The organism is Halorubrum orientale (genome assembly GCF_059623105.1).
The window spans coordinates 313,940-338,618 of sequence record NZ_JBSPSR010000001.1 but is presented as its reverse complement, the minus strand read 5'-3'; the positions used below and the strand labels follow the sequence as shown (position 1 = coordinate 338,618).

The window sequence follows — 24,679 nt, the reverse complement described above, 5'->3', positions numbered from 1 at the left end:
TTACTCTCGCTCTTCTTTTTCGACGATCCAGTGTGCGAGCACGATCCCGCCGAGTCCGAGCAGCACCGGCTCAGTCGCGTCGACTACCGGGCCGCCCGCGACCGGCGACAGCAGCATCGCGCCGGCGACTCCGGCGACGGCTGCGACCGCCATCGACCCAGACACGAGCACCGACGCGGTGCCGGTGTCCGTCGAGCTCGACGAGCGTAACACTGGGTCGGCACCCTGGCCGGCGAGCCGTTCGTAGGTCCAGTAGAGCAGGACCACGATCGCGAGCACGCCCCCGACCGCTCGGATGTCGGCGATCGGCAGTGCGTCGACGGGCGGGACCATCAGAGCCCCCGGCCCCGCGTGATCGAGGCGCGCCAGATCAGCGCGACAACCGTCACGACGCCGAACGCGAGTAGGAACTCGCGCGGCGTGATCGTTCCCTGTAGGCCGAGCCAGCCCAGCACCCCGCCGATGACGTGGCCGATCACGACCGGCGCGTCGATCAGGCCGACGAGATCGGCGGCGAGTTGCACCAGCTGGTCGCCGATCGTCAGCAGGACGCCCGCCGTCACGACGATCGCCGAGCCCGAGCGCTCGCCGACGCCTTCGACGACCTCCTCGAGCTCGTCTGCGTCACGCCACTCGTCGATGATCCAGTAGGCGAGCGCCATGACGCCGATGACGCCGACGAAGACGCCCAGGCCCCACAGCGAGACCGCTCCGAGAATGTTCACGAGGCTTCACCTCGTCTGTACCACCGTCGTACCGCGTTAGTTCGTGTCATCGTCCATTCGCTGCTGAATCTTGTCTATCAGGCTGTCCACCAACTTGAGCACGTAGAGCCCGGCTGCGACGAGCGTCAGCGTCTTGAGCGTCCCTTCGGGTAGCCACGCAAGCTCCGGTGCAATCGCCGCACTGCTGATCGACAGCGCCGTAAAGACGGTGCCGATGTTCGCGAACACAACGGTCACGAATGGATCGACCCATGGCAGCACCCCCAAAAGTTGTAGCAGCGTCGCTCCGACCGCTGTCGCGACCGCGACCGGCTGCGTCAGTATCTCTGTCAGGTCCATTCGTTGATCACCCGTAAAGGAACGTCTCGACGCCGCTCAGAATCGGGATCGCATCAGCGAGCGCCCGAGCCAGGCGGATCGAGACGACGATGACGCCGTATCCGACGAGAATCGCCACCGCGCCCACGGCGAACGGCTGCAGTGGGCCGAGTGGGCTCGTCAGCGAGACGACGAAGTTAGCAGACAGTGCGAGTGCGTCGCCGATCGGCCGCGTCACCGCCTGTGTGGCGTTCGTCAGCGACGCCGAGAGCGTCGCGAGTGCGCCGATGACGGCCTGAAACGGCCGGGAGATGATCGCCGCGAGGTCGAAGACGAACCCGAAGATCGCCCCCCAAAACTGGGGGGATAACGCGCCCGCGAAGGAATCGCAGCGGGTTCGTCGCGAAGTCTCGCAGCGTCGAGATGACGTCGGAGCCGCCGAAGATGCTCCGAACCACGCCACGGGCGATGCGCCGGGCGACGCCGGCACTGATCCCACCACCGCCCTCGGAACTACTCACCGCGAACCACCCCGACAGCCCATGCGAGTAGGAACCCGCCGGCCGCGAGCAACACGACCGAGCCGAGCAGCCCCGTCTCGGCGGCGAACGAGGTCGCGCTCGAGGTGTCGATCCCGAGCACGGCCTGGACGAAGGTGCCCTGAACGTAGCCCGTGTACGCATCGGCGACGGCGTTCACGCGGTCGATGACGACCACGTCCCACAGCGTCGCGACGAGGTCCGCCACGCTCTCGAAGAAGCTCGTCAGCACCGTCCCGAGCCCGAGAAGCCCGACGTCAGTCCAGTCGACGCGCCGGTCAGCACTGTCGCTGATGAACGGCAGCCCGCTGTCCCAGAAGTCCTCGCGGGCTGACATCGCTTAGTCCTCCTCGGGAGTCTCTTGGACCCCGATGAACGGGATGTCCGTGAAGCTGAACGGGATCAGGTCGCTCGTCTCGTCGTTCTGCAGGTAGTTCGCTAGGATGAACGCCGTCCCGAGCACGATCAGGAAGCTCACCGGCAGCGACGCGATCCCGAAGATCGAGATGTCCGCCTGCGTCGCCTGCGCCCCGGCAGTGATGACGTCGGCTGCCCCGTCTCCGAGAATCGCGCCGACGAGCGAGGTCAGTCCGTTCGCGAACGCGCCGAGCGGGCTGATGACGACGTCTGAGATCGCTTCGACGGCGTTCGCCGCCTGGACGAAGAACGCCGCGATCGGCAGAAACAGCAGCCGAGTCAGCGCCCCGTCGATGTCTTGGACGCGGCTCACGTCGTTGAGCCGGTCGATCCAGTCCGTGCCGCCGGACGCGCTCATCTAGATCAACCCCCGGATGCGGGCGAGTAGAGCGCCGCCAGCAGCGGCGAGCGCGCCGAGTGGCGACAGCAGCATACTCAGCAGGCCGCCGTCCCCGGACGCCGCGAACTGACCCGCGCCGCCGAGCTGCTGCAGCTCGCTCTTCTCGTCGTCAGTCACGAGCACGGTCGTATGGAAGGCGATCTCCTGGCCCGGCTGGATTGTATCGTCGAGCGTCACCGTGTCGCCCTGTGAGCTGACCGAGCCGAGCACGTCGACCCAGCCACTGATGTCGTCGAAGTCGGTGTCGCTCGCGCCTTCGGCGACTTCAACCGTCTGATACCGCGAGTTCGGCAGCGTGACGTCCTGTTTGAGCGCCGCGTTCGCGTAGCTCAAATCGTACGCCCCGGGGAGTTCGAGCCGGTAGTACGCTTCCATCCGGTTCTCGAAGGACGGGTAACTCGACGCTTCAGCGAATGTGATGTTCACGTCCTGCTCGTCTTGCTCGAGGTCGCTCGCTCGGAACTCCATCGGGATCTCGAGGCCGTTGATCTCGGCGTTATCGAACGCTGGCCCCATCGTGTCCAGGTTGTAGACGCCGATCGGGCCGGGCGTCGAGACGTCGTAGATGCTCTCGGTCTCGAAGTCATCTTCGTCGTCAGTGTTGACCCGCTCGTCGCCGAGCTTCCACTCGCTCGTCTTGTCAGCGTTCAGCGCCGACACGCGGATGTCCGCATCGCCGTCCATGACCGCGATCTCGATCGACTGGATCTCGGCGATCGTGCCGTCACCGTTGCCGGCGACGGTCAGCGCGCCGACCTGCTCTTGGATGACGTAGCCTTCGCCCGTTCCCGTGGCGATCACGTCGTCATCAGACGCGGTCGCGCTCGTGTTGATCGTCGTCGCGACGTAGTCGCCGTCACTGTCGACGGCCCGCAGTTCGACGGTCGCACCCGTGTCGAGCGCGTTCACGTCGAGCATCGCCTGCAGGTAGCGCTTCTCGGCGTCGGAGGAGACCGAGACGGCCGAGAACGTGGTCACGGCGGTGTCGCCGCTCGTCTGCGAGCTCGTCGAGACCTCGAGCGCTTCGACGCCCGGCGCGGTCGTCGAGTCGAGCACGGCCATGCTGCCGGCCGTCGAACTCTCGTCGATGCTCCATCGGGTCTCGTTATCGACAGCGCTGACGTTTGCTTCAGCGTGTGGGAAGCCAGACCCGTCGCTGAAGTCGATGTCAGTTGCCACGAAGTGATACGGATTCACCGAGCCGCTACCGACGTCGTCGATGTCGTCACTCTGGTTTACCGTCGCCGGGAGCGTCGCGATCTCGCCGGAGTCGTCTTCGTACTGGCCCGGCTCCATCGTGCTCCGGTCGAAGTTATCGACCGTCACGTCAGCCGATATGTAGGGGTTCTGTGCCGCTGACGCCGATTCGTTGAAGTCTGAGACCGCCAGTGCCGCCGGCGCGACCGCCGACGTCGCTAGGAGTGCGGCGAGTAGGCCGGCCACAATCGTGTGCGCGTTCATTGTACGGTGCCTCCGAAGGTCGCGAATGTCGTCTGTGTCTGTCTCATTTGCTCAAAACGCCCGTGTCCGGTGGGCAGCCCGTGTTTTCGTGCGAGCGTTTCGTCGAACGGGAATCGCTCGCGAAAGCGCTCGAGATACTCAGCAAAGCGGTCTGAAACGGCGATATCGGGCGCGTCGGTCACAGTGTGACGCCCCGAAATATCGACGTCCAGGCACTTACGCGACGGTTCTGCTCGCCGTCGTCAGTCTCGCCGATAGCGTCGCTCACGCGACTGCGACACCTCCGGCTGCGGACACACCGATCATGGTGTAGCTCGGCAGCCGTGTCCAGAGCCGCTAAACCCCCATTTTTGGGTAGATTGGGTAGATCGGGTAGACCGGGCTTTCATAAGGTGTTTAACACTTAAGGGGATTGACGTGTTAGGTACGAAGACTAATCATAAAGATGGGTAAAACCGTAGGTAATGTTGGATCAAACACTATTATTTGAAGTCAATAATCTTCTACTGGTGACTATGCAATCAGCAGTAGCAGATAGTCGTAGTATGTCATACAAATCACTGTGGAATAAAAACGAAGACAATCAGATAGGGCAGATAAATCGTAGACCTAGCGCGGAGGCGAGTTGACATGAGTCACCCATCTCGCAGTCGGATACGTACCGTTGCGGTCGGGGTCGGCATCGCTGTAGTGTGTCTTTGCCTCGTTGGAGCCAGTACTGTCACCGCGCAACAGGTTAATGTTGATGCCAACAACCTAGCAGGAAATGGAACAGCCGACGATCCATATCAGATCACAAACGCCTCAGAACTACAGGCTATGGAAGATGATCTGGACGCCCACTACGAGTTAACCACCGATATTGACGCGTCAGATACAGCACAGTGGAATGGCGGAAGCGGATTTGACCCGGTTGGCGATGGGGATGGCGATTTTAACGGCCATCTCGACGGGAACGGATTTCAGATTACGCAGTTAACGATTGATCGCAGTAACTCAAATGAAGAAGTCGGGCTTTTTGGAGAAGTTGATAGCGCAACTATTGAGTCGGTATATCTTGACTCCGTCACTATTGCTGGGAATAGGTCAGTAGGTGCACTCGCTGGATATCTTGAACAAGATACGACTGTGCGTCGTGCGTCAGCAAACGGATCGGTGAGTGGCGGAACTAACACTGGTGGTCTGATTGGCTCTATTGAGGACAGTAGCGTAGAAGTGACATCCACAAGAGGGTCCGTCACTGGCGAGAGCGACGTTGGTGGGCTCGCCGGGCAAAATGTTGGCGGTGTCATTACACAAAGTTTCTCACAAGCAACAGTAAATGCGACAGGTAAGGAACAAAACGGCCGGATTGTCGCCCGAGCTGGAGGCCTCACCGCCGGGAATTTTAATACTGGAATCATTAATCAGTCATATGCAACCGGCGACGTCAGCGGTGGAAAAGTTGGAGGGCTAGCTGGTGAAAACTACAATGGTAGCCAAGTGGTTAACACATATGCTGCAGGACGTGTCGATGGAAGGTTTAATGGCCCCACTGGCGGTGTCATAGGCGATGATTTGAGAACCTGCCCGTTCCAATCAGGGTGCGAGAGTTATCAAGCCACCAGTGTAAGTGATTCATATTGGGATGTAGAGACAGCTAGCCAGTCATCATCTTCAGGGAGCGCAACCGGTCTTACGACTGCTCAGATGACTGGTGAAGCTGCACAAGCAAACATGGACGGGCTTGATTTTGAGACTAAATGGACGACGACTGAGTCATATCCTACGCTCCGTGATCTTTCCAACCGACCTACTCAAGAGGCACAGTCAGTGGCTTCCGTCAGTGCCCCGCCTGACGACTCCTATAGCCCATCTTCTGCATTTACCATCGGAACCGCCCACAACGCTACGGGAACAATTGACAGTAACGACGTTGCAATTAGACTGATAAACGCCACCGCTGACAACGGAACTGTAATCGCACTCAACGATGCGGTGCCGATTGCCGGTCAAGTAAACACCACCATTCCAGCTGGCAGCCTATCAGGTGACATAACAATTGCTGTGCAGCTCTACAATCTCTCGAGTCAACAGGTAGTTGCAAGCGATACGGTTAATCTAACCGCTGAACCTAAGCCGTCGGTAACATTCGATGACCAGACGATTCCGAACGGCTCTAATACGGTAAGCATCGACTCAGCGACCCTCTCTAATGGCGGTTTCGTCGCCATTCGCTCAACGCCTGTCGTTCCCGACAACGGCACGGCCGCCGATAGTGTGGTCGGCGTCTCGGAGTACCTCGAGAGCGGCACCTCCGAGAACATCAGGGTCACGCTCAACGAACCCGTGACGAAGAACCAGACGTTGGTTGCGACGCCGCATTTCGACACTAACGGCGACGAAACGTACGACTTCGTCACGTCTGATCGTGAAGCTGACGGGCCGTACACCGTCAACGGTTCACCCGTGAGTGACACTGCGTCGATCACGGTTGAGCCTGCTTCGATAGACCCAACTGAGCGTGCGCTCCAGCGGTTTGATGATGATGGTGATGGTGATGACACGATCGACCGCGATGAGGCAGTTGGTGCGATTGTCGCGTACAATATCGGTAGCACGATCGGCGGCGAAGAAGTCACGCGGACCCAGGTCGTCCAAGCAATTGTCGCTTACAATACCGGTGAACCGATCGAGGCTTGATATCCACCCACGACTGAACTCCTGTCTTTTAGGCACAAATCATTGCTGTCGAGAGTGATTATCTCGACTGAAAGTACTGCTATTTACAGACTAAACGCAGGAATGGATGGAGTCTATTCCCCACCGTCCGGAACAGGCTTGTCAGCCTGGTAGTCCTCCGGATCACCGCCGAAATCTGCTGCAAGATCTTCACGCACCTCTTCCCGAACCTCTTCAATATCCTCTCGGAGCGTCTCGATCTCCTCACCGGTCATCGGTCGCGCTTGATCTCGTGCCATTCTTCGAATCTCCGTATGAACCCTTTGAGGTTGTTGAATAAATGGTCTTCGGCGCGGTCAAGGGCTCTTTTTGCAGGCATCGGCGGAGCGACGTACTCTGTTCTATGCTTTTCACCCGACCGGTATATGTCGATATGGACCCCTTCTTCGCTGACATCATGCCCGAAGTCACCTCCTGTGTCATGGTCATACCGAACAACGGAATGCCACTCATCATCGATTTTGTACTCTAGCTGGACGACAAAGCGTGTGAGTTCGTCTCTCGTCCGATTGTACCCTAGCCGCTTACGAGCGCAGTTCGAGATTGGTGTTTCGTATTCGCGATCATACTCTCGAGGGGAGTCCGACATCGCCTGTTCACCAATTTATAAGAACCAATCATAAGCCTACGGATTATCAAAAACAGTGAGGTCAGCCACGTCGTATATTTGCTTGAGCTTACGGGGAGTGTAATCCAGATAGTGTTTTTCTAGGACCGAATCTGGGACTCGATCAGCAAATGCGTCGATATAGCTTGAATCGACGCCTAAAGAAGCCATCTCGGAGGCGAACCACCGGCAGAGAGACTGGGGCGTAATCTTCACACGTAAACTACCCTACCCTACTTCGCCACAAATCAACCAGTGAAGCGATGATTTTCTTGCCCAGAAAACGCCTGCCCAACTATTTACCGCAGGAAGTCCGGAAGGCTCCTCTCGTCGCCGTTCGGGTCGATACCTACCTCGCCCAAAAACTCGGTAGGATCCTCGACAGGCTCGCCGTCGCCGGCTTCAACTGCGAGCACTTCTGTGAGCTGTGCGAGTGCCTCCGCACGGGTCTCTCCACCACGGGCAAGTTCTGTTTCGAGATCGCGAGCCGTCATGGTTCCGTCGTCTTCACGGATGAACTCAATCCCGTCAGGACCGTCATCTTCCCGGCGAGTCGCGCTTGCCATATTGCCTTCTAAGCGACTTATCGAAAAGAAACTGGAAGAGGTGTCGATGAGGGGTGGTTACGCGTTGATGGGTTCGCCGGTGTTGTAAGCGACGATCGCTTGGACGACCTGGGTCCGCGTGACTTCCTCACCCTCGATCGTGCTACCAGTGTTGTACGCGATAATTGCGCTGACTGCCTCATTGCGCTCGATCGTACCATCACCGTCATCAAACCGCTGGAGCGCACGCTCAGTCGAGACTGAGTCACCGGTGGCAGTGATGGGGTTCAGCACGGCCGAGTCAAAGTTCTCGTACTGGCTCGAATACACGCTATCGGTGTAGTCGATGTACAGATCAACACTCGAATCCGCTGCAGTCACCGGCGTTGCTAAGTCGTCGAGATCGCTCGCTGGCACCGAGACTGTGATCGTGTCGCTCGCGCCGTCGTAGGTGACGTCCGTCGTCTCGACGTACCCGCCGCTTCGGTCAGCGAAGACAGCGGTTCCGTCCACACCAGTCACACGCGAGGGCGCGTCAACGGTAACCGTCGTCTGGCCGTCGTTGGTCGTCACTTCGACGGCGTTGGCGTCGACCGTCGTGTCGACTCGCCGCATCCGGTCGTTTAGTTCGGTGTCAACTTCCGCAGCCGAGATGGTCGAGCGATTCTGCAGATAGCTGATAACGCCGTCAGCCATCGTCGTTTCGTTCAGGACCGCTACACGCGGCTTGTCGGCGAGCGGGAAGCCGCTACCGCCATCAGCAATGTAGGAGTTGGTCGCTATCGTGTAGGTCGCCGCGTCGTTAACGGGTTCGCCGTTAACCGTGAGGTCCTGAATCGTTGCGTCACCCTCGTCGGGTGATGAACTGTTACTGTGAGGTACCCACTCGAAGGTGACGCCGCTCAGCTGTTGTTGCGTCTGAGTCCCGAACTGATTGTCCATCTCCAGGGGCGTAATTTGACTCTTAACGACGTCGCGGAGTTCCGCGCCAGTCACCTCAACCACGACGATCTGATTGCCGAATGAGAGCGTTGAGGTCACCATGCCACGGGTGATATTGAACTCCTCGCCTGCGGCGTATTTGTCGCTCGGGTAGAGCGTGTCGCGGATGCCACCAGCGTTCGTCATGGCCACGTCGGCGTCGGTGTAGTTGCGGACGCCATCAGTGAGGAGATGGCCCGTCGCGGTGTCGTCGGTGTAGTCGGAGCCAACGCCCGCGTGTTCAGGCATGACCGCTGTCGCGAGCTCTGTGTTGAGATATTCTTCGCGGAGCGGGTCGATATACGTCTTCCACGAGCTGTTACGCGGTACGTCGGTCGTCACGTTGACGAGTTCCCCAGAAGCGTCCGTGACGCTTCCGCTATCGACGGTCAGTTCCATCGTGATGATGGCGTCTGCCGTTCCGGTCGTCTCGCCGATGAGAGCACCGTTCGTCGCCTGTGGCGAGTAGCGCTGTTGGTCGTCGCCTGAGATGAGTGCGTCGATGCCGTCAACGTTCTGTGCGAGGTCCTTCGAGTCTGGAATGCCGAGCGGGGCCAGCGCCACGACTACGTCCACGTTCTCCTCGTTGCGAAGCGTGTCGACGGTTTGTTGAGCGGCTGTGGTCGGGTCAAGGACGGTGTAGCCGTTGCGCTCGATGACGCCGTCGGTCTTTGAGTTGATGGCCTCGTCAGTTACACCGAAGAAGCCGACTGTGACGCCGCCACGCTCAACAATAGTGTAGTTCTGCGTTCCAGGGAGGTTCTCGCCCGTCTCCTCGTCAACGACGTTTGCGAGAAGCCACGGGTACGTCGACTGGTTGGAGAGGGCCTCGAAGACAGCAAAGTCGTTCGTCCCCGCGTCCTCATCGTAATCGAGTTCGTGATTCTGGACGACCTCGGCGTCAGGGTCGATGAGGTTCATCGCCGTCACTGGCGGCTCGTAGCCGTTCTCTAAGCCGTCGTAGTTGCGGAGGGCGTGCGGGCTGACTTCGTCACCACCACCGGCCACGAAGACGGGACCGGAGGCATTCGCGCGCTCGCGATTGATGAGCGTAATCATCCGGCCGAGTTTATCATCGCCAGAACCGGCCGCCGCCTTACCGATATCGTTGAACCCGACGAGTGTGATATTCGTTGCGTTCCCGCCGGCGGTGTCGGCCAGCTGGCCGTTTGAATCGAGTGCGTTTGCGTCTTCTCCCGCCGCGACGCCCGCCGCACCGGCGGGGACCGCCGCGGTCATGAGTACTAACGCCAGTAGCACCGGTATGATACGACTGAAAATTGGTTGTTCTGGTGCGTGCTGTTGCACAATTCGTCATACCGTAGCGGGTGTAATAACCGCTGATAATTGTGTTATGTAGGTGATAACACTTCGATAGAGAGGTCTATACGCCGTGGTAGGTCGCGGTACGCTATGGAAGCTAAGAACGCTCTCACAGGAGTCACAGCACCGAAAGTATAAGTGCGATAGACATGTCTGCCGGGTCGATGCATCAAATCCGGAAGGTGATCCAGACCGGCAATGGCAGCGTCCGCGTGACGATCCCCAAGTCGACGGCCCGAGAGTGGGGGCTCGTCGATGAAGACGGCGATCCAGACGCCACGTACCTGTTGTTTGAGACGACCGACGACGACGCCGTCCGCCTCGAGCCGATCAGCTAACTGGCCGTTTCAGGCCGATGCGGCCGACTCTGACCCTTCGCCGCGCGGTAGGCCGAACTCGACCTCGATCCGGACCGTGTCGTAGGGGACGTACGGCTTCTTCGCGCGACCGTCCTCTTCGAAGTGGATGATGTCGTACTCGGCCAGCAGGTGGAGATCGTCGTGCACGTCGTGCACGTCACGGTCGAGGCGGTCGGCCAGCGCGCGGATACTCTCAGGCGGGTGCTCCATCACCGCTTCGAGCAGCTCCATCCGCCGGTCGGTTAGCAGCTGGCGGAGTCGCGCACGGTCTTCGAAGTTGACGACGTGCGGGACTTCCTCGCCGTCCTCCCACTGTTCGGCGCGCTCGATGGCCGCCGCCTGCGCCTGCTCCGCCGGGAGCGACGTGATGCGGAGGGTCGAAGGGTACTCGACCTCGTCCGGGTCGGGCGTGAATTCGTCGTGCGTGGGTTCGGTGTCAGTCGGTTCGTTGCTCATAGATTTCGGTCACCTCGTTCTGGAAGTCCTCGATCAGGTCGGAGAGGCCTGTGAACTCCAGCTTCGTGATGTCGCCCTCGGGTGGGTGTCGATGATGCCGACCGACATCCAGGTGGTAGGGCGCGTTGTCGTACCGCAGGAGCGTGTCGCCGTCAGCGTCCATGTACTGGAAGCTGTACTTCAGCCCCTGCGGGAAGTCCTCGCTCACCGGGACCTGCCACGCGACCATCTCGTACCGACTCCCGTCCAGTTTCTCGTCTTCTTCCCGGTACACGACCGTCGCAGGCATCGTTCTCCTATGTTGGGACACAACCCCAACAAAAATAAATCTTATTGTTGGGGTCAAACCCCATCAAACAGATTCGCAGTCTTACCCCCTCGTCAGGGTCTTTTCTCTCACTGGTGCATATCGCACCGCCCTTTCCTTTGGACGATTTCGGCGATATTCAACACCGTCTCACGGACTGTGAGCGCCGGAGAGCCCGGTCGGGCTCATTTGAGACTATTTCGAATTGCTCGACGAGAATCCAGAATGGAGGTGCGCCGAAGAAATTGCTCGACCGGTGGGTGAACCTCCCGAAAACGGGGAGTACAGCTCAGAAGTACGGAGGGAGACCTACCCGAGGGTGCCGAACGTGGCCGACCACGAGAAGACGACGACGGCACGCTCGAGGTCCGGCGTGTCGAATAAACAGCGCCCGGCTCGAGGTAGTAGTAGACCATGTAGAGTAATGTGTATAGCGAAGCAAAACGCGGACATGGCCGAGCGCGGACTCCTAACGGACCGTGAACGAGAAATCATCAAAGGTGAAGCAGACGTATCAGACGAGTACCGGTATCGCGTAGCCAGTCGGATTCGGAACAAGATTGAGCGCATCGACGGCGATGTGTCCATCCTTGAATAGAATCGGGCTGATTTGCTCGCAGAGCTATGAGAGGTCGTGTGTGACGAGGAATGACGGACTACGAGGTGACGCCGCCACCAGATCGACTGGCCGACCGCGTGCAGCTGCGCACGGCATTCTCCACGGAGCGCGGCGAGGTGACGCGGTTTATGATCCAGTTGGAGCACTGGCTCGACGGCGACTGGCGCGAAGTGGTTCGGTACGATCACGACCGAGACGCCCCCGGTGGCCACGACGTGACCGAAGAGGGGTTGCACCGTGACGTGTACCGCGACGGCGAGAAATACGACACGAAAGATGTCTCGCCGCCGATCCCGGCGAATGAGGCCTTCGATCACGCCGAAGAAGATTTACGCGAGAACATCGAACGATTCATCAAGAGGGTTGAGAAATGGCACGGAGTGAAAGACAGGAGCGACCTGTGAGCGACGAAGAGTACGAGTCGATGCCTGAGCGCATCAGCAGCCACTTCGACCGGGTGCGCGACCTGGTGGAGCAGGAAACCGACGACTCCGACGCGTGACATCCTCCCACGACTGAAGTCGTGAGCTTCCCGAGGTTCTTATGTTGCTCCCGTCGATTCGGATGGGTGGGAATCTACGGTTTCTGGGCAGTCAGCCAGTGGCTCTGCCACGAAGCCGTTACTCGTACCCGCGGGGGGCTTCGAGCTACCTGATTGGTTACCGACTGTCGGCGTGGTCGGCTTACTTGTTTGGTTTCGGCTCTCGCCGTGGCAAACACCGAGTCAACTGCCAGTTTTTTACGCACGGTAACTTCTAAGATATAATTTGTTAAATATTATCGGGTTCATCCAACGATTAACGTCGTGGGTTTTCTCCTTGATCCTCTGTAAGAGAGAGTGTTGATACCGTCCGCCTCGAGCTGATCAGCTAGAGCCAGTCGACTTTGTCTCGCGCTCGGCGCTGGGCCGCGGGGCTGTGACTGCCCCGATAGTGGTCCAAAAACGTCTCGAGGTCACTCCAGCCACCCCAGTCGAGCACCAGCAGCGGGTCAACTTCGACGTCGGCGAGTGCGGTCGCCCACGTCCGCCGGAGATCATGCGTCGATAGTGAGTGCCAGCCGGCGTCGCCCGTCTCGTCAGCGAGCTGTTCGCGCGCGGTTTGCACCCAGCGTCGGAGCGACCGCGTCGACGAGATCGAGAGCACGGGTTCATCGGCCGGTTCGGGTCGAACATCACCGACCGTCTGGATACGCATCGCGAGTGTCTCGGGGATCGGTGTCTCGCGATATTTGTCGCCCTTTCCGTGATGCACTCGGAGCATCCAGCCGGCGTCCGTCTCGACGATGTCCTGGGGTGCGACCTCGAGGATCTCAGCCGAGCGGAGCCCGCACCGCACGCCGAGCTCGAAGGCGATCCGTTGTTCGGTGTCGGCCGCCGCGTCCTCGAGTGCGTCGACGTCGTCTCGGGAGAGCCACACCTTCTTGCCGTCACCGTCATCGTGCGGTCGGAGGTTCATCGTGTCCGGATGACTCGTCACCCGGTCAAAAAAGTAGCGTGTCGGCGAGATTTGGGCGTGATTCCGGGTCGATCACGGCGGTGATCGGCGTGGTCGTGTCCGACTCTGTGGGGATTCTCGGTCAGACTCAGGTGGGTGTAATGCGGGCAGTTCGAGGAGGCGCGAGGCTATGCAGTCGCTCTCGCGGTGAAAAAAGTGAAAAATCGGAGCCGCTCGGTGCGGTAGTTAGGCTGCGACGGTCTGGCCGGTATTGTAGGCGATAATCACCTGGACCGCCTGGTCCCGGGTGACTTCTTCGCCGCCAATCGTCCCACCAGTGTTGTACGCGACGATAGCGTCAACTGCTTCGTCACGGTCGATGATACCGTCACCGCCGTCGAAGCGAGCGAGCTCTTCGTCGGTACCTTCTCCGACTTCCACGGTCACCGTGACTGTGTCGTTAACGAAGGCCTTGCCAACCGCTGGGCGGTCAGGTTTCTCCGCAGTCACGGTGTAAGTGTCCGCTTCGTCGAACGTAACGGTTGCCGTCTGGTCGATAGCGACCTCGTCGACGACATCGCCGCTCGCGTTCGTAATCGTCAGGTTACCCGTGGTCTGCTGGTTGAAGTCTTCACGCACGAGCGTGAACTCAACGTCGTCACCCGGCTGAACGCTGGTTGCACTCGCATTCAGTGAGAGAGCAGCCTGCTCAAACACGTTCGTCTGGGCGATCTGGATCTCGTTATCGCCGTCGTCGATCAAGTCGACGTCGGTAGATCCAGTTTCCACAGCAGTGAACGTGATCGTGCCGGATTCACTCGTCGTAATATCGAAGTTCACGAACCCTTCGTCCGTGACCTTCGTACGCGTGCTACCGTCGAGGTCAGCACCACTGATCTCGACGCCCATGAGGTCGATCTGATCGCCGTTGGCGTCAACCGCGTTCAGAACGAGTGACTCAGTAGTCTCTGGACTGAGATTGTCCGGAGCACCCTCGAGAGTAATGTTGCCAGCATTGATAGCGACTTCACCGAACGTGCCACTGCCGGCTTCAAGACTCGTCGAGAGGTTCAGCGTCTGTGGTGCAGCCCCAGCAGATTCTGCCAGAGGCACGACTGCGATTGCTTTCGTCCCGTTTGCGTTGACAGTGACATCGGAGTCGAGTGTTCCTCCAAGGTTGACACTGTCATCACTGAGCTCGGTATCGGACTGGAAGGTCGCGTTGACAGCGTTGATATCGACAACTGCACTGTCGATACCAGTGTTGTCACGCGGGTCCTCCACAGTAACGTTCATCTCAGAGACGAGACCGAACGTTAGGTCACCACCGAGCGTGGTGGTGATCTCCGGCTCGACAACTTCAAGGGCCGCGGAGCCAGTCTGCGCGCCGTTCGGGTTGATCGAGATGTTCACCGCATCAGACGCGCTCTGGTCCGGAAGGACATCGACCTGGACGGTTTCGACGGTACCGTCATTGTCGAAGTCTTCGTAGGTCAGCCCAGACTCAGTAACGTCAGTTCCGTCCTGCTTGGCTGTAATCGTGAGACCCTGAAGGTCAGTGCCGTTGACCTCTGCACCATCCTGCGTGATAGTCAGGTTGTGGGTCTCAGTCTGACCAGCCAGGACCGGAGCGATGTCCGTCTGGACATCGTAGGATTCGACGCCCTGAACCGTGATGGGCGACACCTCAATCGTCTGAGTGTTGTCGGAGATGTCAGCTGGCGTGCCATCCGTTTGGTAGACATCGACATTAAGTTCTCCTGTCGATTCGAAGGAAACGTTCTCGGCGGTGTAGATGCCGTTGTTCGCACTGAATTGGTCGTTCAGCGTGAACCCGTCAGTGACATCATTGTCGCCTGCAGAATCGTCTCCGTAGACAACACCAGCAGATGCGTCAATGGCAATACGCTGTACCGTCTGGATATTGCCATTAGTCGTGTTGACATCGAAGTCGCCGTTGCTCAATACGACGATGCGGTTGTTGACCGCCGCTCCTTCACTATCAGTCACTTCGACAGTGACATCGCTGTTTGAGTTGAAATCGACGGTCGTCGGACTGACGCTGACGAGGTTGTCACCGGCAACGGAGAAATTCTCCGTGTAGGTGTACTGCTCGCCAGTGTCGTTGTTGGCAACGATTTCGATGGTTGCGGTGCCTGCTTCTTCGAAGGCCAGTCCACTGAACCGGAAGATGTCGGTTCCGCCGACGGTCGCTTCAGCGACTGAACCACCGTCTTCGGTGTTCGCGGTGAAGCCGCTGTCCATCGTCCCGTTAACCGTAACACCAGGACCATTCAGGACGACCGTCGCGTTGGACAGGTAGTTGCTACTTCCTTCGCCGTCAGGCGCGTTGGAGTCAGCACCGATGACGGTCACATCAAGCGAACTGTCCCCATCGACCGCGAGGCCAGCACCGGCATCAGTGTTGACGTTCACCCCTTCTGCTTGGCCCACGTCAACGCTGGCCGATCCGACGTAGTCCGGCTCAGCGGGCGAGTCAATAGTGTCCGAACCAGTGTTCTGCTCAACGCCAGCGTATGCATCGCTATCGCTGTTGTCGAGTTCCGCGGTAATGCTGTTGGCTTCAGACGGAGTTGCCGTGAACTTGATGTCCTCGTTCACGCCGTCCGAATCGAGATTGCCCGGCACGATGTGGAAGTACTCAACTGCTCCGGCGCTGTTGAGGTCGGTGCCATCACCGGTGGGGGAAGTAACCACAGCACCGTCAACGGGCTTGTAAGCGACTACGGTGAAGTCAGTGTCGTAGTCACCGTTGTTAATATTGACGCTACTGAACGGTCCAGTAACGTTCACGTAGTTGTCAGCGGTTGAGTCGACCCACGGGAGCACGGTCCCGTCAGTCTGCTTCGCACGGACGTGGTACGTGCTCTGGAAGTCAGCGAGGTTGTCACCGCTGGTCACGTCGAACGTGACGTTCGCGTCGTTGGATCCGACACTGATGCTCTGGTACACCGCGTTCTGGGCTGCGTCAGTGAGGTTCCACGTACCTGCGTCGTACAGGATCTTCGAGAACGCGAACTCACCAGTATTGCTGTTTGTCGTGGCAACTGGTTCAGTATTGACAGTTCCAGACGGATCGACAAGATCGAGGTCCTGCGAAGTAGGCACGTCACCGTTTGCGTCAACCAACTCGCCGTTGACGTTCACCGAATCACCGGAGACAGGTTCGGCGGGGTCAACGGTGATGTTTGCGTCGTAGAGCGACGTGATCGAAGCCGCTCCGTAGAGGTCAGTGTTGTCGGTATCCTCGACGAAGAGGTACCAAGTGCCGTCATCGTCGAACGTCTGGATCACGGAGAAGTCCGATGAGGTCGGACCATTACCCGGATCAACCGTGGTGAGGTCCGTGCCAGGGGTAACAACGGTGTACTCAACAGATTCCCCAGACGGAACCGTGAGGTCACCGTTGACGGTCACAGTATCCTGCGTGATGACTTCGTCCGGCGTCGCGGTGATATCCGGACCCAGGGTGAGATCGACGTTCGTGAGCGCTTCGCTGTTGTCGATCGTCACCACCTGGTAATCGGAGTAACCATCACTGGAGACAGACACGTTGTACGTTCCGTCATCCAGTGCAGTGAAGGAATAGCCTCCACTTCCACCGGTGGTTGCCGTAGTGACATCGTTACCGGTGTCCTCGTTATCAAGATCGATGGTAAACCCATCAAGCGCAATACCAGCAGGATTCGTGAGAGTCCCAGAGATATCGCCCAGATCAATAGTTAGCGGCGTTCCACTGGTGGCGGTGTTGGAATTACCAGCATTATCAGTAGCCGTAACAGTCAACGAGGGTGTGGTTCCGTCACTAGGACTACTATCACTGGCCACAGTGAATGTGGCGGTATACGTCGTCCCTTGGTCCAGCGAGAGAGTGACAGTTCCAGGTGCACCGAATGCGCTCGCGTCTGTCGTGACGGTATCAACGCCAGAGCCAGCGTCGGTCACATCCGCGGACACAGTCACTTCATCATCTTCTCCGACTGTTGAATCACCGTCAGTCGCGTCGGTAATCTGGACGTTGCTGACAGACGGGTTGGTGGTGTCAACGTAGTCAAAGGTGGTTGACTGAGAAGCTCCATTAGCCGAAGTCACCTCTAAGCTCTGGCCAGTCGCCTCACTACTCAGTCCGCTCGTATCGTAGGTGATGGTGACATCTAACGTGTCATCGGTGTCACCAGTGTTAGAATCCGTGACGCCGACAGTGACTTCGTTTGTGCCGTCACTATCAGTATCGGTGACCGAGGCGCTCGTAGTCACCGAAAGCGTTTCACCTCCATCGGTTTGTGCTGCGGCGCTCGCATCAGTTATTGATGCGCCCGATGGAACTGCTGGATCAACAGTAATAGTTCCTTCATTCGTGTCACTGGCTGTGACAGTGAATGATACTGTCTGTGTCGTAGACGACTGTCCGATTTCAACATTATCCGCTGAAGGCGTTCCTACACCGGACACTGCCGCCGCCGCACCTCCGGCAAATGCCGTCGTCATCGCGACGACTGACAGCACCATCAGCGCGGCCAGGACGACCGCACGTCCTTTCTCGCGATAGCCACTACTCATGCTGTCACCTCCTGCGGGAGAGCCGCTCCCGCGTATGATATGTTCTCTGTCATGCTATTCCTCCGTCGGTATACCCGGCTGATCCGGATGTGGTGTCTACCATTATGTTGTGATTATGCATCGTCATCGTCATCGTCAAGCTCGACGTGGTCCCGAAGGATCTCTTCGAGCTTTTCGGAGACGTTTTTCCCTTCACTCACAGCCTCTGCACGAACCTGCCGCCACACCTGACGGTCAACCTCGATTGTTGTTCGTGCAGTCGGGGCGTCATCGGCCCCGTTGCTATCCTCGTCTGTCATTGCCTTGCTCATACCACGATCATTTGGACATCATCTGTGACTTCATGCTCAATGTAGCTTTGACGCCCGCTACGATTCGAAGATCAAAGCGAACATAGTTAATGCTATCGGATGGTAAAGTGGCATCGTATCGAACGAAAATGTACGCGTAGAAGGTGGTGACGAGACCGATACCGAAGGTATAGGTGATTGAGGGGGCCGTTCAATGCCACCAGATCGGGGTACGACGAGCCACTCGCATATCGTCGGTGCCTAACGTCCAGTCACGCGATGGGGGTCACGTCGCACCCACGTAGAACTACCTGCGCAGAAGTGTACACCCTAGGTCATAGAAGGACCGAACCGTGTTAGAGCGCGCGAGACAGTCCGCCCCGCAGTCACAGTCGCTCTTCGAAGATACGCTGGGAGTCACTCCGCGGGCCGTGCTCGTCAGCCTCGGCCAATTGTGTGCGCCCGCGATCGGTGAGCCGCCATTGATTTGTGTTCTGGCTATCATCGCGGTCAACGACGCCCTCGTTGTAGAACCGACGCAACCGCTTACGAATGGTCGATTTTGCGTATGGAAGGGCGTCATACAGCGCGCTTGATGACACCCACTCGCCATCCTGAATCGCGATCTCGTGGAGAATCGTGTTGGGGTTGATACTCGTTGTCCGACCCGCGAAATACTCGTCGAGATCGACGCTCTCGATCGGCGGGAGGTCGGCATCCGCGACGAACTTACGCCCCGCGTCTGTGAGGCTCCACTCATACGTTTTCGTATTGATAGCGGTGTGTGTGACGTATGAGCCGTCGAAGCGTCGCAGACGCATGTACACGGCCTTATCAGAGGTCGGAAGATGCTCCGCGAGATCCGCGGTGAGCGTGGGCTCAACGGACTGTAACACCCAACAGAATTCTTCGTCCGTTACCAGCGAATATGACATTGGGCTGAATTAGCGTGCGGTACCTAAAAGAATGCTGGCCATATACCCCAGCTGTGTACTCTCGCGCGCGTATGTGCGCCTGAGAGTGTCGTTTTTGTCCCAGTAGCGACGCTTCGAGAGTCCCACGTCGGCTCTATCGGCCATCGGTCGCCTCGAGCACGGTCGTCGCGTTCGGTGCAGCCACCCGACGGCCACGGTTGCGATTCGCGTGTCCGTCACGCCGTGGGTCTGGCATCTCGAGTTCGAGTCCGGCCGCACTCCCCCGGCAGATGCGTCGGAAGCAATCACAGCCGAGACAGCGGTGTGCGACGTCGTCATCATCACCATGGACGCGGGCGAACGTCCGCGTGACGTGACGACCACAGTGACGGCACTCGCGGTCGTGATCGGTTGGTCGCCAGTTAGTCATCGCCCCGGCCCCCGTCGAACAGCGCCACCGTCCGCTCGAGGCGTGTCGGCACCGCTTCGAGAACGGCTTCGAGCTCGGCGTCAGCGATGCCAGCTGGCGCTTCCACCAGCACCGAGACGTCGCCCTGATCGACACGGGCGAGCACGCGGTCGCCTTCGAGGTCGACGTCGAGTACCGTCGGCGCGTCGGCCGCCGTGGTCGCTGCCGTGTGGGTGACTGGGCCGGTGTCACTCACGGCTCGTCACCGCCTGCTGGTGGTCAAGCGCCGCAGACGCGATTTCGGCCTGGTGGACCGCGTCGTCAAGCGCATCATGCCCAACCCCGTTGTGGTCCAGATCAGGTGCGATCTCGAGTGCGTTCAGCGTCCGGAAGTCGCGTTCCGCATAGAATCCCCACGGCGCGTCAAGACCGACCGCGTCGTAGGCGTGTTCGAGTATCTCACAGTCAAACGACGGTGAGTTCGCCCAGACCTCATCGGCGTCGCCGTACCACTCGGTGAAGGCTTCGAGCACGAGCTCAAGACGCGAGCCGCCCGTCAGTTGCGCTTGTGCGGACGCATTCTGTCCGAGCCACCAGTCGAGCGTCTCCGCGTCGATAGATAGCCCTGCGCGTTCACAGCTCGTCAATGAGACCGACCGCTGAAACGTGTCCCCGAGGCCACTCTCGGAAAACCGCACTGCACCGATCGCGACGATCGACGCACCGGGGTCGAGCCCGAGCGTCTCGATGTCGAGCATCACGCGGTCAGTCACGGCTCGTCACCTCGTGGATCGAGATCTCGACGTCGTTTCCGTGAAGCTGGTCGATCGCCTCGCTCTCGTGGTCTTTTCGGACGAATACGAATCTCTCTGAGTCCGTATCGACGACGGCGATGTCGTCGGTTTGGAGCTGTTCGAGTTGCGCTCGCGTGAGCGACAAGAGGTAGGCGTGCTTCTGGCCGGTCGTGTTACTCATGCGTGTGCTCCGTAGCTCGTCAGGTCCGTGTCGCCGGCGTTAGTCACCGGCTGGGTCGTTTCGACCGCCTCGAGGCGGGCGATCAGTGCCGTACACGTCTCGCAGGTGCACTGGCGGACGCGTCGCTCGTCGGCCCCGTCCGGCCACCAGTTGTGGTCGTGAGCTGTCATCATCGTCACCCACCTCTGGGGTGGAACGCTCACCGACCGATTCGATCGGTGCCGTCACGGCACACGGTGAGTGTGAGCACCGCGTCGCCAGCCCATACCAAGCGTACGCTACACCAATATCCGAGTCAGCGGTCTGAGACCAGAGGGGACTTCGCCCGTGGCGTGGGTTCTGGGGGGAATACGGCGGATGGCGGTGCTCTACCGCGATAATGCGGGGTAACGACGCTTAATACGCCCGTTGCGTAAGTTGGGTTACGCAAACTGGCGAGCCTACACGTCGTAAGAACCAATCCAGCCGGACGGATACGGCCGGGCGATGGATACATCTCACGCAGTCGTCGCGACGCCGACCGCGTTTACCGCCGCCGAGCGGGCGATTCTCTGGACGCTCGCGCAGGGCCGGTGTACGCCCTCGTATCTCGCCGCCCAGACCGGGCTGACCGCAGAATACTGCCGCGAGCGGCTGGCCGCGTTACGCGCAGACGAGTACGTCGAGCGCGTCCATCGCGGGCTGTACGCGCTCGCTTAGCGGTGGAAGAGGGCCACTGCGATCGAGCAGGGCACAGCCCATGACAACTCACTGCTACGGCAAACGTTTATAGTTTTTAGTTTCGTAACTCTATACAAGATGAGCTACGATACAGAACACGTACGAAACGCGGGTGACACGCCGGGAGTGAGCATCGGAATCCCCACATTCGCAGAATTACTTGAGAACCCGTCTCTGGCTAAACTCTATATATCAATGAGAGGCTCAGCGACTGCCACAGGTCCCGAACTCGTTGACTCAATAGCCGTCTCAAAAAAGACGGTATACGACTATCTGCACAAGTTGGAACAGGCGGGCCTGATCAGCAAGGTCGGTGACGATGGCGGAACCAACGTATACACTGCTGAAGAGTTCGAACTCACAGTGACGGTCCGCGAGACGGAAGTCTCGATCACGCCCGAGCTGGTCGAAGTAATCGCACACAAAAACGAGTATCCAGCAGTCGAGCGAGTGCTTGAAGCTCACGGCATCGTCACGTTCGCACTCGTGTACGATCTCGTGAAGGCACACAGTGAAGGAGAGGTCACGATCCGGCAGATCGCAGGCTTGACTCACCTTTCACCTGGGACTACGTATGACCTCATCGAAGCGCTCTATTCGATTCTTGATCTCGGTGAGGACGAGTCGAACCCGACGACGTACACACCAGATGATTTTGATGAGGACGAAGCCAATCTTCTCGAGGAGTACGCTCAGGAGTAGCCTGAGCATCGAGAATGTACACTGCGAATATTGCGGACACAGTGATGTTTCGGAACCTAGGAAAACACCCCAGCCCACATCTTCGATCGCTCAAGCGTGCCGTCAAGAAAGCTGGCACAGAAGTTTGGGTGCCAGCAGCGGTCTATCACGAGCTGTCGGATACCGGGAGTGCTAATTCACCGACGAACCCATATCTCGATAGAGCTGTCGAAGAAGGATGGATTCGGGTGGCCACACCGCTACTAGGTGACCGTACAGAGGAATTGGAAAGGACTGCTGGACCGGTCGAGAAAGCACGGATCGTTACAGACGAGTTTCTCAATCAGCAGAGCAAGTATCCGGAGACAAATAACTGGACGGATGCAACCCTGGTCGCGTTAGCAGTTCGATTATTTGATACGAATGCTCGAATTCGCGTAATTACACATACAGCCGATGATAATTTGGCAAAGGCATGCGCTCGTATCCCTCCTGAATTCGGGTACTACGAGATCAAGTCAAGATACTACAACCCACCCCAAACAGCAAAGCATGAGTTTCCAACTGTTGATCAGCTTACCTGGAGTGGATAGCGAATATCCCGGTGGTCAGACCAGTATTAGCGCAGACAGTCACGAAATCTGCCGTGAGCGACTGGCCGCATTACGCGCAGACGGCTACGTTGAGCGTGTCCATCGCGGCCTCTACGCGCTTGGTTAGCTCACCCGGAGGTGGCCCTGTGTCGGTTCGTAGATCTCACCTTTCTCACGCAACGTCTCGATCTCGGCGTCGATCTTGGTCGTCGGGATGTCGTGCCCGTCGGTGAGCGTGTCGATGACCTCCTCAAGCGGTGCGCCTTCGGCGTGTTCGAGCTCGATCTCCGAGATGATCGCTTTGACCGTCTTGATGCGGTCACGCTGTGTCTTCGAGGTGCCGGTCTCGACGACGTCGGCGTCGAACTCCCCGCTCTCGGGGTCGATACCGACGTCTTGGAGGCTGCGATTCAGCAACTCGATCGCCCGGTCGACGTCACGCGGCTCGACAGTCTCGGACAGCCGGATCCGAGCGGCCGCTTCCGACAGCCGGTGGAGTGCTTCGATCTTTCGCGGTGTGATCGGTACCGGTGTGTCCTCGTCGACACCCTTCGACCGAATGCTTAGGTAGAACTCTTTGATGCGCTCGCCAGCCGCGTCCGAAAGCACAGGGTGAACGTGTTCTTTGGCGTAGGCGACGTACGCACGCATGAGTTCTTCGTCGATCGCCGGTGCGACGTCGCTGTCGGCGTCGATCTCGTGGTCGCGACCGGCGGTGGCGAGCGAGCCAAGCCGAGCGTGTTCGTTCAGGTGGTCGGCCAGGCGGCTGTCCCGGTCGGTGTCGGGCGTGTCCTCGAGCGTGAAGATCAGATCGAAGCGGCTGATCAGCGTCGGCCCGATCTCGAGTTGCTCGCCGACGGGCTCGTATGGGTCAAAACGGCCGTACTTCGGGTTCGCGGCCGCGATGACGGTCGTCTTCGCGGGCAGCGTCACGTTCGTGATCCCCGCTTTCGACGGCGAGATCGTGCCGTTCGCGAGTGCTTCGTGGACACCCTCACGCTCTTCTTCGGGCATCTTATCGAACTCGTCGATCGCACACAGCCCGCGGTGGGCTTCGACGAGTGCGCCCGCCTCGAGCGTCCACCCACCGTCACCAAAGTCGGTCTGGGTGGCCGCACACGTCAGCCCAGCCGAGCTCGCGTTCTTCCCGCTCGTGTACACCGAGCGCGGGGCGAGCGTCGTCGCATACTCAAGCAGACCCGACTTATCGGTGCCGGGGTCGCCCACCAGTAACAAGTGTGACTGGCCGCGTTTCCGCGACCCGTCGGCGAGTTCTTTCTCGACGCCGCCGAACATCTGTAAGGCGATCGCCTCTTTGATGTGTGCATCGCCCATGTGCGTCGGCATGATCGAGTCGACGATCTGCTGATGGGGGTTGTTCGCGGCGATCGCCTCGATTTCGGCTTCGTACTCGGCGTAGGCGACGTCTTCGAAGTCGGTGTCGCGGTGTTCAACGTTCTGGGCCGCGCCCGCGATCTCGAAGGTGCCGTCGTCGTCGTTGATGTCACGCTCGAGGTGGGCGGCGACGTCGACCCGGTCGCCCGGTGAGACGGTGTTCGTGAGATCATCGGTCAGCGTGATGTCGATCGTATCTGGCTGTTGGCCACCCCGAGACTGCTCGGGCGGACGTTGCACACGGATCAGCTGGTAGTCCTCGCTTTTCGACTGGCTCTGGTTGACGCGAAACGGACCCTGGCGTTCACAGCCCTGACACTCGTGTGGCTCTTGGACGCTGTCGTCAATCTGGGGAATGTGCGTCATGGTCCCGCAGCGCTGACACTCGAAGGTGATCTCGGTGAAGCGGCCCTTCGCTTGGGCGACCTTCGACACCTGGCCCTGGATGACGCGCAGCTCGTCGACGTCGGCGTGTGGCGCATCGCTGTCGACGACGTAGTCGCCCACGTCGATACAGTAGGGCTCGACGACGTCCTCAAGGCCGCCGAGTCGGACGTTCGCCCCGCGGAGGTTCAGGTCGGCCGGCAGGTCGTATCTCGCGAGCGCGTCTTCAGCATACTCACGTAGTTGGTCTGGATCCGCGATCCAGTCGTCGGCGAGCTCACGGTCGAACCGATACAGGTCGTCGTAGTCGATGACGAGTGACTTCTGTTCTTTGGGATACGCTTGGGCGAGTTCGACGATCCGATTCCGGCCGCCGTCACGGTCGTCGTAGTAGCGCGAGTAGAACGTCTGGAACCGATCGACGAGATCGCTGCCGCCACTCGCGGTCATCGCAATCGCCCCCGCTCAGATTTGCGTAACCAACTTACTACGCAAACTAACGCCAGGGGGCCGTCCGTAACCC

30 protein-coding genes are annotated in these 24,679 nt (G+C 59.1%); 7 read left to right on the top strand and 23 right to left on the bottom strand.

All coding sequences use genetic code 11. The annotated features are described in order from the left end of the window. Genes ACWUI7_RS01750 through ACWUI7_RS01720 form a run of 7 tightly spaced genes read right to left on the bottom strand, consistent with a single transcriptional unit; the run spans position 1 to position 3,860 of the window. On the bottom strand, positions 1-333 hold the full coding sequence (locus tag ACWUI7_RS01750; RefSeq protein ID WP_496640443.1) for a hypothetical protein: 333 nt from the start codon (positions 331-333) through the stop codon (positions 1-3). After that, positions 333-725: a hypothetical protein gene (locus ACWUI7_RS01745; protein ID WP_496640442.1), complete on the bottom strand. Its 393-nt coding sequence runs from the start codon at positions 723-725 to the stop codon at positions 333-335. The genes ACWUI7_RS01750 and ACWUI7_RS01745 overlap by 1 nt, the downstream gene beginning before the upstream one ends. Positions 726-761: 36 nt before the next feature. Further along, positions 762-1,064: a hypothetical protein gene (locus ACWUI7_RS01740; protein WP_496640441.1), complete on the bottom strand. Its 303-nt coding sequence runs from the start codon at positions 1,062-1,064 to the stop codon at positions 762-764. 7 nt (positions 1,065-1,071) lie between these two features. Further along, positions 1,072-1,542 (bottom strand): hypothetical protein, encoded by a 471-nt coding sequence (locus ACWUI7_RS01735; RefSeq protein ID WP_496640440.1) that lies wholly within the window; start codon positions 1,540-1,542, stop codon positions 1,072-1,074. Between the two features lie 14 nt (positions 1,543-1,556). Further along, positions 1,557-1,919 carry a hypothetical protein gene (locus ACWUI7_RS01730; RefSeq protein WP_496640439.1) on the bottom strand — a complete coding sequence of 121 codons (363 nt, stop codon included), beginning with the start codon at positions 1,917-1,919 and terminating at the stop codon, positions 1,557-1,559. Positions 1,920-1,922: 3 nt separating this feature from the next. Further along, complete coding sequence (locus tag ACWUI7_RS01725) at positions 1,923-2,357, bottom strand: hypothetical protein (protein ID WP_496640438.1); 435 nt, start codon at positions 2,355-2,357, stop codon at positions 1,923-1,925. Then, positions 2,358-3,860: a hypothetical protein gene (locus ACWUI7_RS01720; RefSeq protein WP_496640436.1), complete on the bottom strand. Its 1,503-nt coding sequence runs from the start codon at positions 3,858-3,860 to the stop codon at positions 2,358-2,360. It lies immediately after the preceding gene. Between the two features lie 630 nt (positions 3,861-4,490). Here ACWUI7_RS01720 and ACWUI7_RS01715 point away from each other — a divergent pair. After that, positions 4,491-6,542, top strand: a complete 2,052-nt coding sequence (locus tag ACWUI7_RS01715) for a DUF7282 domain-containing protein (RefSeq protein WP_496640434.1) — start codon at positions 4,491-4,493, stop codon at positions 6,540-6,542. 113 nt (positions 6,543-6,655) lie between these two features. Here ACWUI7_RS01715 and ACWUI7_RS01710 read toward each other — a convergent pair whose 3' ends face one another. The 4 genes from ACWUI7_RS01710 to ACWUI7_RS01695 all read right to left on the bottom strand — a co-directional run bounded on the left by ACWUI7_RS01710 (position 6,656) and on the right by ACWUI7_RS01695 (position 9,953). Beyond that, the gene (locus ACWUI7_RS01710) at positions 6,656-6,820 is read right to left on the bottom strand and encodes a hypothetical protein (protein ID WP_496640592.1); all 165 of its coding nucleotides are present in this window, start codon (positions 6,818-6,820) and stop codon (positions 6,656-6,658) included. Then, complete coding sequence (locus tag ACWUI7_RS01705; RefSeq protein ID WP_496640433.1) at positions 6,793-7,170, bottom strand: DUF7718 family protein; 378 nt, start codon at positions 7,168-7,170, stop codon at positions 6,793-6,795. Before ACWUI7_RS01705 ends, ACWUI7_RS01710 begins: the two co-directional genes overlap by 28 nt. Positions 7,171-7,487: 317 nt before the next feature. Then, complete coding sequence (locus ACWUI7_RS01700; RefSeq protein ID WP_496640432.1) at positions 7,488-7,754, bottom strand: type II toxin-antitoxin system HicB family antitoxin; 267 nt, start codon at positions 7,752-7,754, stop codon at positions 7,488-7,490. 57 nt (positions 7,755-7,811) lie between these two features. Beyond that, entirely contained in the window at positions 7,812-9,953 is a 2,142-nt protein-coding gene (locus ACWUI7_RS01695) for a bifunctional metallophosphatase/5'-nucleotidase (protein ID WP_496640431.1), read from the bottom strand. Positions 9,954-10,201: 248 nt separating this feature from the next. Between ACWUI7_RS01695 and ACWUI7_RS01690 the strand changes: the two genes are divergently transcribed. Further along, complete coding sequence (locus ACWUI7_RS01690) at positions 10,202-10,375, top strand: DUF8053 family protein (RefSeq protein ID WP_496640430.1); 174 nt, start codon at positions 10,202-10,204, stop codon at positions 10,373-10,375. A gap of 9 nt (positions 10,376-10,384) precedes the next feature. Here the strand turns inward: ACWUI7_RS01690 and ACWUI7_RS01685 are convergent, their stop codons facing one another. Then, positions 10,385-10,852 carry an HVO_A0114 family putative DNA-binding protein gene (locus ACWUI7_RS01685; RefSeq protein WP_496640429.1) on the bottom strand — a complete coding sequence of 156 codons (468 nt, stop codon included), beginning with the start codon at positions 10,850-10,852 and terminating at the stop codon, positions 10,385-10,387. Next, the gene (locus ACWUI7_RS01680) at positions 10,833-11,141 is read right to left on the bottom strand and encodes a toxin-antitoxin system TumE family protein (protein WP_496640428.1); all 309 of its coding nucleotides are present in this window, start codon (positions 11,139-11,141) and stop codon (positions 10,833-10,835) included. The genes ACWUI7_RS01685 and ACWUI7_RS01680 overlap by 20 nt, the downstream gene beginning before the upstream one ends. 469 nt (positions 11,142-11,610) lie before the next feature. On the opposite strand from ACWUI7_RS01680, the gene ACWUI7_RS01675 reads away from it, so the two are divergent. After that, complete coding sequence (locus tag ACWUI7_RS01675; RefSeq protein ID WP_496640427.1) at positions 11,611-11,757, top strand: hypothetical protein; 147 nt, start codon at positions 11,611-11,613, stop codon at positions 11,755-11,757. A gap of 50 nt (positions 11,758-11,807) precedes the next feature. Continuing rightward, positions 11,808-12,182 carry a DUF7718 family protein gene (locus tag ACWUI7_RS01670; RefSeq protein ID WP_496640426.1) on the top strand — a complete coding sequence of 125 codons (375 nt, stop codon included), beginning with the start codon at positions 11,808-11,810 and terminating at the stop codon, positions 12,180-12,182. Between the two features lie 465 nt (positions 12,183-12,647). On the opposite strand, the gene ACWUI7_RS01665 is transcribed toward ACWUI7_RS01670, so the two are convergent. The 9 genes from ACWUI7_RS01665 to ACWUI7_RS01625 all read right to left on the bottom strand — a co-directional run bounded on the left by ACWUI7_RS01665 (position 12,648) and on the right by ACWUI7_RS01625 (position 20,556). Further along, the gene (locus tag ACWUI7_RS01665; RefSeq protein ID WP_496640425.1) at positions 12,648-13,235 is read right to left on the bottom strand and encodes a tyrosine-type recombinase/integrase; all 588 of its coding nucleotides are present in this window, start codon (positions 13,233-13,235) and stop codon (positions 12,648-12,650) included. 225 nt (positions 13,236-13,460) lie between these two features. Then, positions 13,461-17,795: a beta strand repeat-containing protein gene (locus tag ACWUI7_RS01660; protein ID WP_496640423.1), complete on the bottom strand. Its 4,335-nt coding sequence runs from the start codon at positions 17,793-17,795 to the stop codon at positions 13,461-13,463. A 113-nt stretch (positions 17,796-17,908) separates the two neighbouring features. Then, positions 17,909-18,094 carry a hypothetical protein gene (locus tag ACWUI7_RS01655; protein ID WP_496640422.1) on the bottom strand — a complete coding sequence of 62 codons (186 nt, stop codon included), beginning with the start codon at positions 18,092-18,094 and terminating at the stop codon, positions 17,909-17,911. A gap of 377 nt (positions 18,095-18,471) precedes the next feature. Next, positions 18,472-19,020, bottom strand: coding sequence for a hypothetical protein (locus tag ACWUI7_RS01650; RefSeq protein ID WP_496640421.1), 549 nt, complete (start codon positions 19,018-19,020; stop codon positions 18,472-18,474). A gap of 133 nt (positions 19,021-19,153) precedes the next feature. Beyond that, positions 19,154-19,429, bottom strand: coding sequence for a DUF7563 family protein (locus tag ACWUI7_RS01645; RefSeq protein ID WP_496640420.1), 276 nt, complete (start codon positions 19,427-19,429; stop codon positions 19,154-19,156). Then, positions 19,422-19,664 carry a hypothetical protein gene (locus ACWUI7_RS01640; protein WP_496640419.1) on the bottom strand — a complete coding sequence of 81 codons (243 nt, stop codon included), beginning with the start codon at positions 19,662-19,664 and terminating at the stop codon, positions 19,422-19,424. Before ACWUI7_RS01640 ends, ACWUI7_RS01645 begins: the two co-directional genes overlap by 8 nt. Then, entirely contained in the window at positions 19,657-20,181 is a 525-nt protein-coding gene (locus ACWUI7_RS01635) for a 3'-5' exonuclease (RefSeq protein WP_496640418.1), read from the bottom strand. Before ACWUI7_RS01635 ends, ACWUI7_RS01640 begins: the two co-directional genes overlap by 8 nt. Further along, positions 20,174-20,383, bottom strand: a complete 210-nt coding sequence (locus ACWUI7_RS01630) for a hypothetical protein (protein ID WP_496640417.1) — start codon at positions 20,381-20,383, stop codon at positions 20,174-20,176. Before ACWUI7_RS01630 ends, ACWUI7_RS01635 begins: the two co-directional genes overlap by 8 nt. Continuing rightward, positions 20,380-20,556 (bottom strand): hypothetical protein, encoded by a 177-nt coding sequence (locus tag ACWUI7_RS01625; protein WP_496640416.1) that lies wholly within the window; start codon positions 20,554-20,556, stop codon positions 20,380-20,382. Before ACWUI7_RS01625 ends, ACWUI7_RS01630 begins: the two co-directional genes overlap by 4 nt. Before the next feature lie 313 nt (positions 20,557-20,869). Between ACWUI7_RS01625 and ACWUI7_RS01620 the strand changes: the two genes are divergently transcribed. The 3 genes from ACWUI7_RS01620 (at position 20,870) to ACWUI7_RS01610 (ending at position 22,377) form a co-directional block, all read left to right on the top strand. Beyond that, entirely contained in the window at positions 20,870-21,082 is a 213-nt protein-coding gene (locus ACWUI7_RS01620) for a winged helix-turn-helix transcriptional regulator (RefSeq protein ID WP_496640414.1), read from the top strand. A gap of 99 nt (positions 21,083-21,181) precedes the next feature. After that, a complete protein-coding gene (locus tag ACWUI7_RS01615) occupies positions 21,182-21,805 on the top strand; it encodes a transcriptional regulator (protein WP_496640413.1) in 624 nt (207 codons plus the stop codon). 14 nt (positions 21,806-21,819) lie between these two features. After that, positions 21,820-22,377: a PIN domain-containing protein gene (locus ACWUI7_RS01610; RefSeq protein WP_496640412.1), complete on the top strand. Its 558-nt coding sequence runs from the start codon at positions 21,820-21,822 to the stop codon at positions 22,375-22,377. Between the two features lie 123 nt (positions 22,378-22,500). On the opposite strand, the gene ACWUI7_RS01605 is transcribed toward ACWUI7_RS01610, so the two are convergent. Beyond that, positions 22,501-24,606, bottom strand: a complete 2,106-nt coding sequence (locus tag ACWUI7_RS01605) for a minichromosome maintenance protein MCM (RefSeq protein WP_496640411.1) — start codon at positions 24,604-24,606, stop codon at positions 22,501-22,503. Positions 24,607-24,679 lie beyond the last annotated feature (73 nt).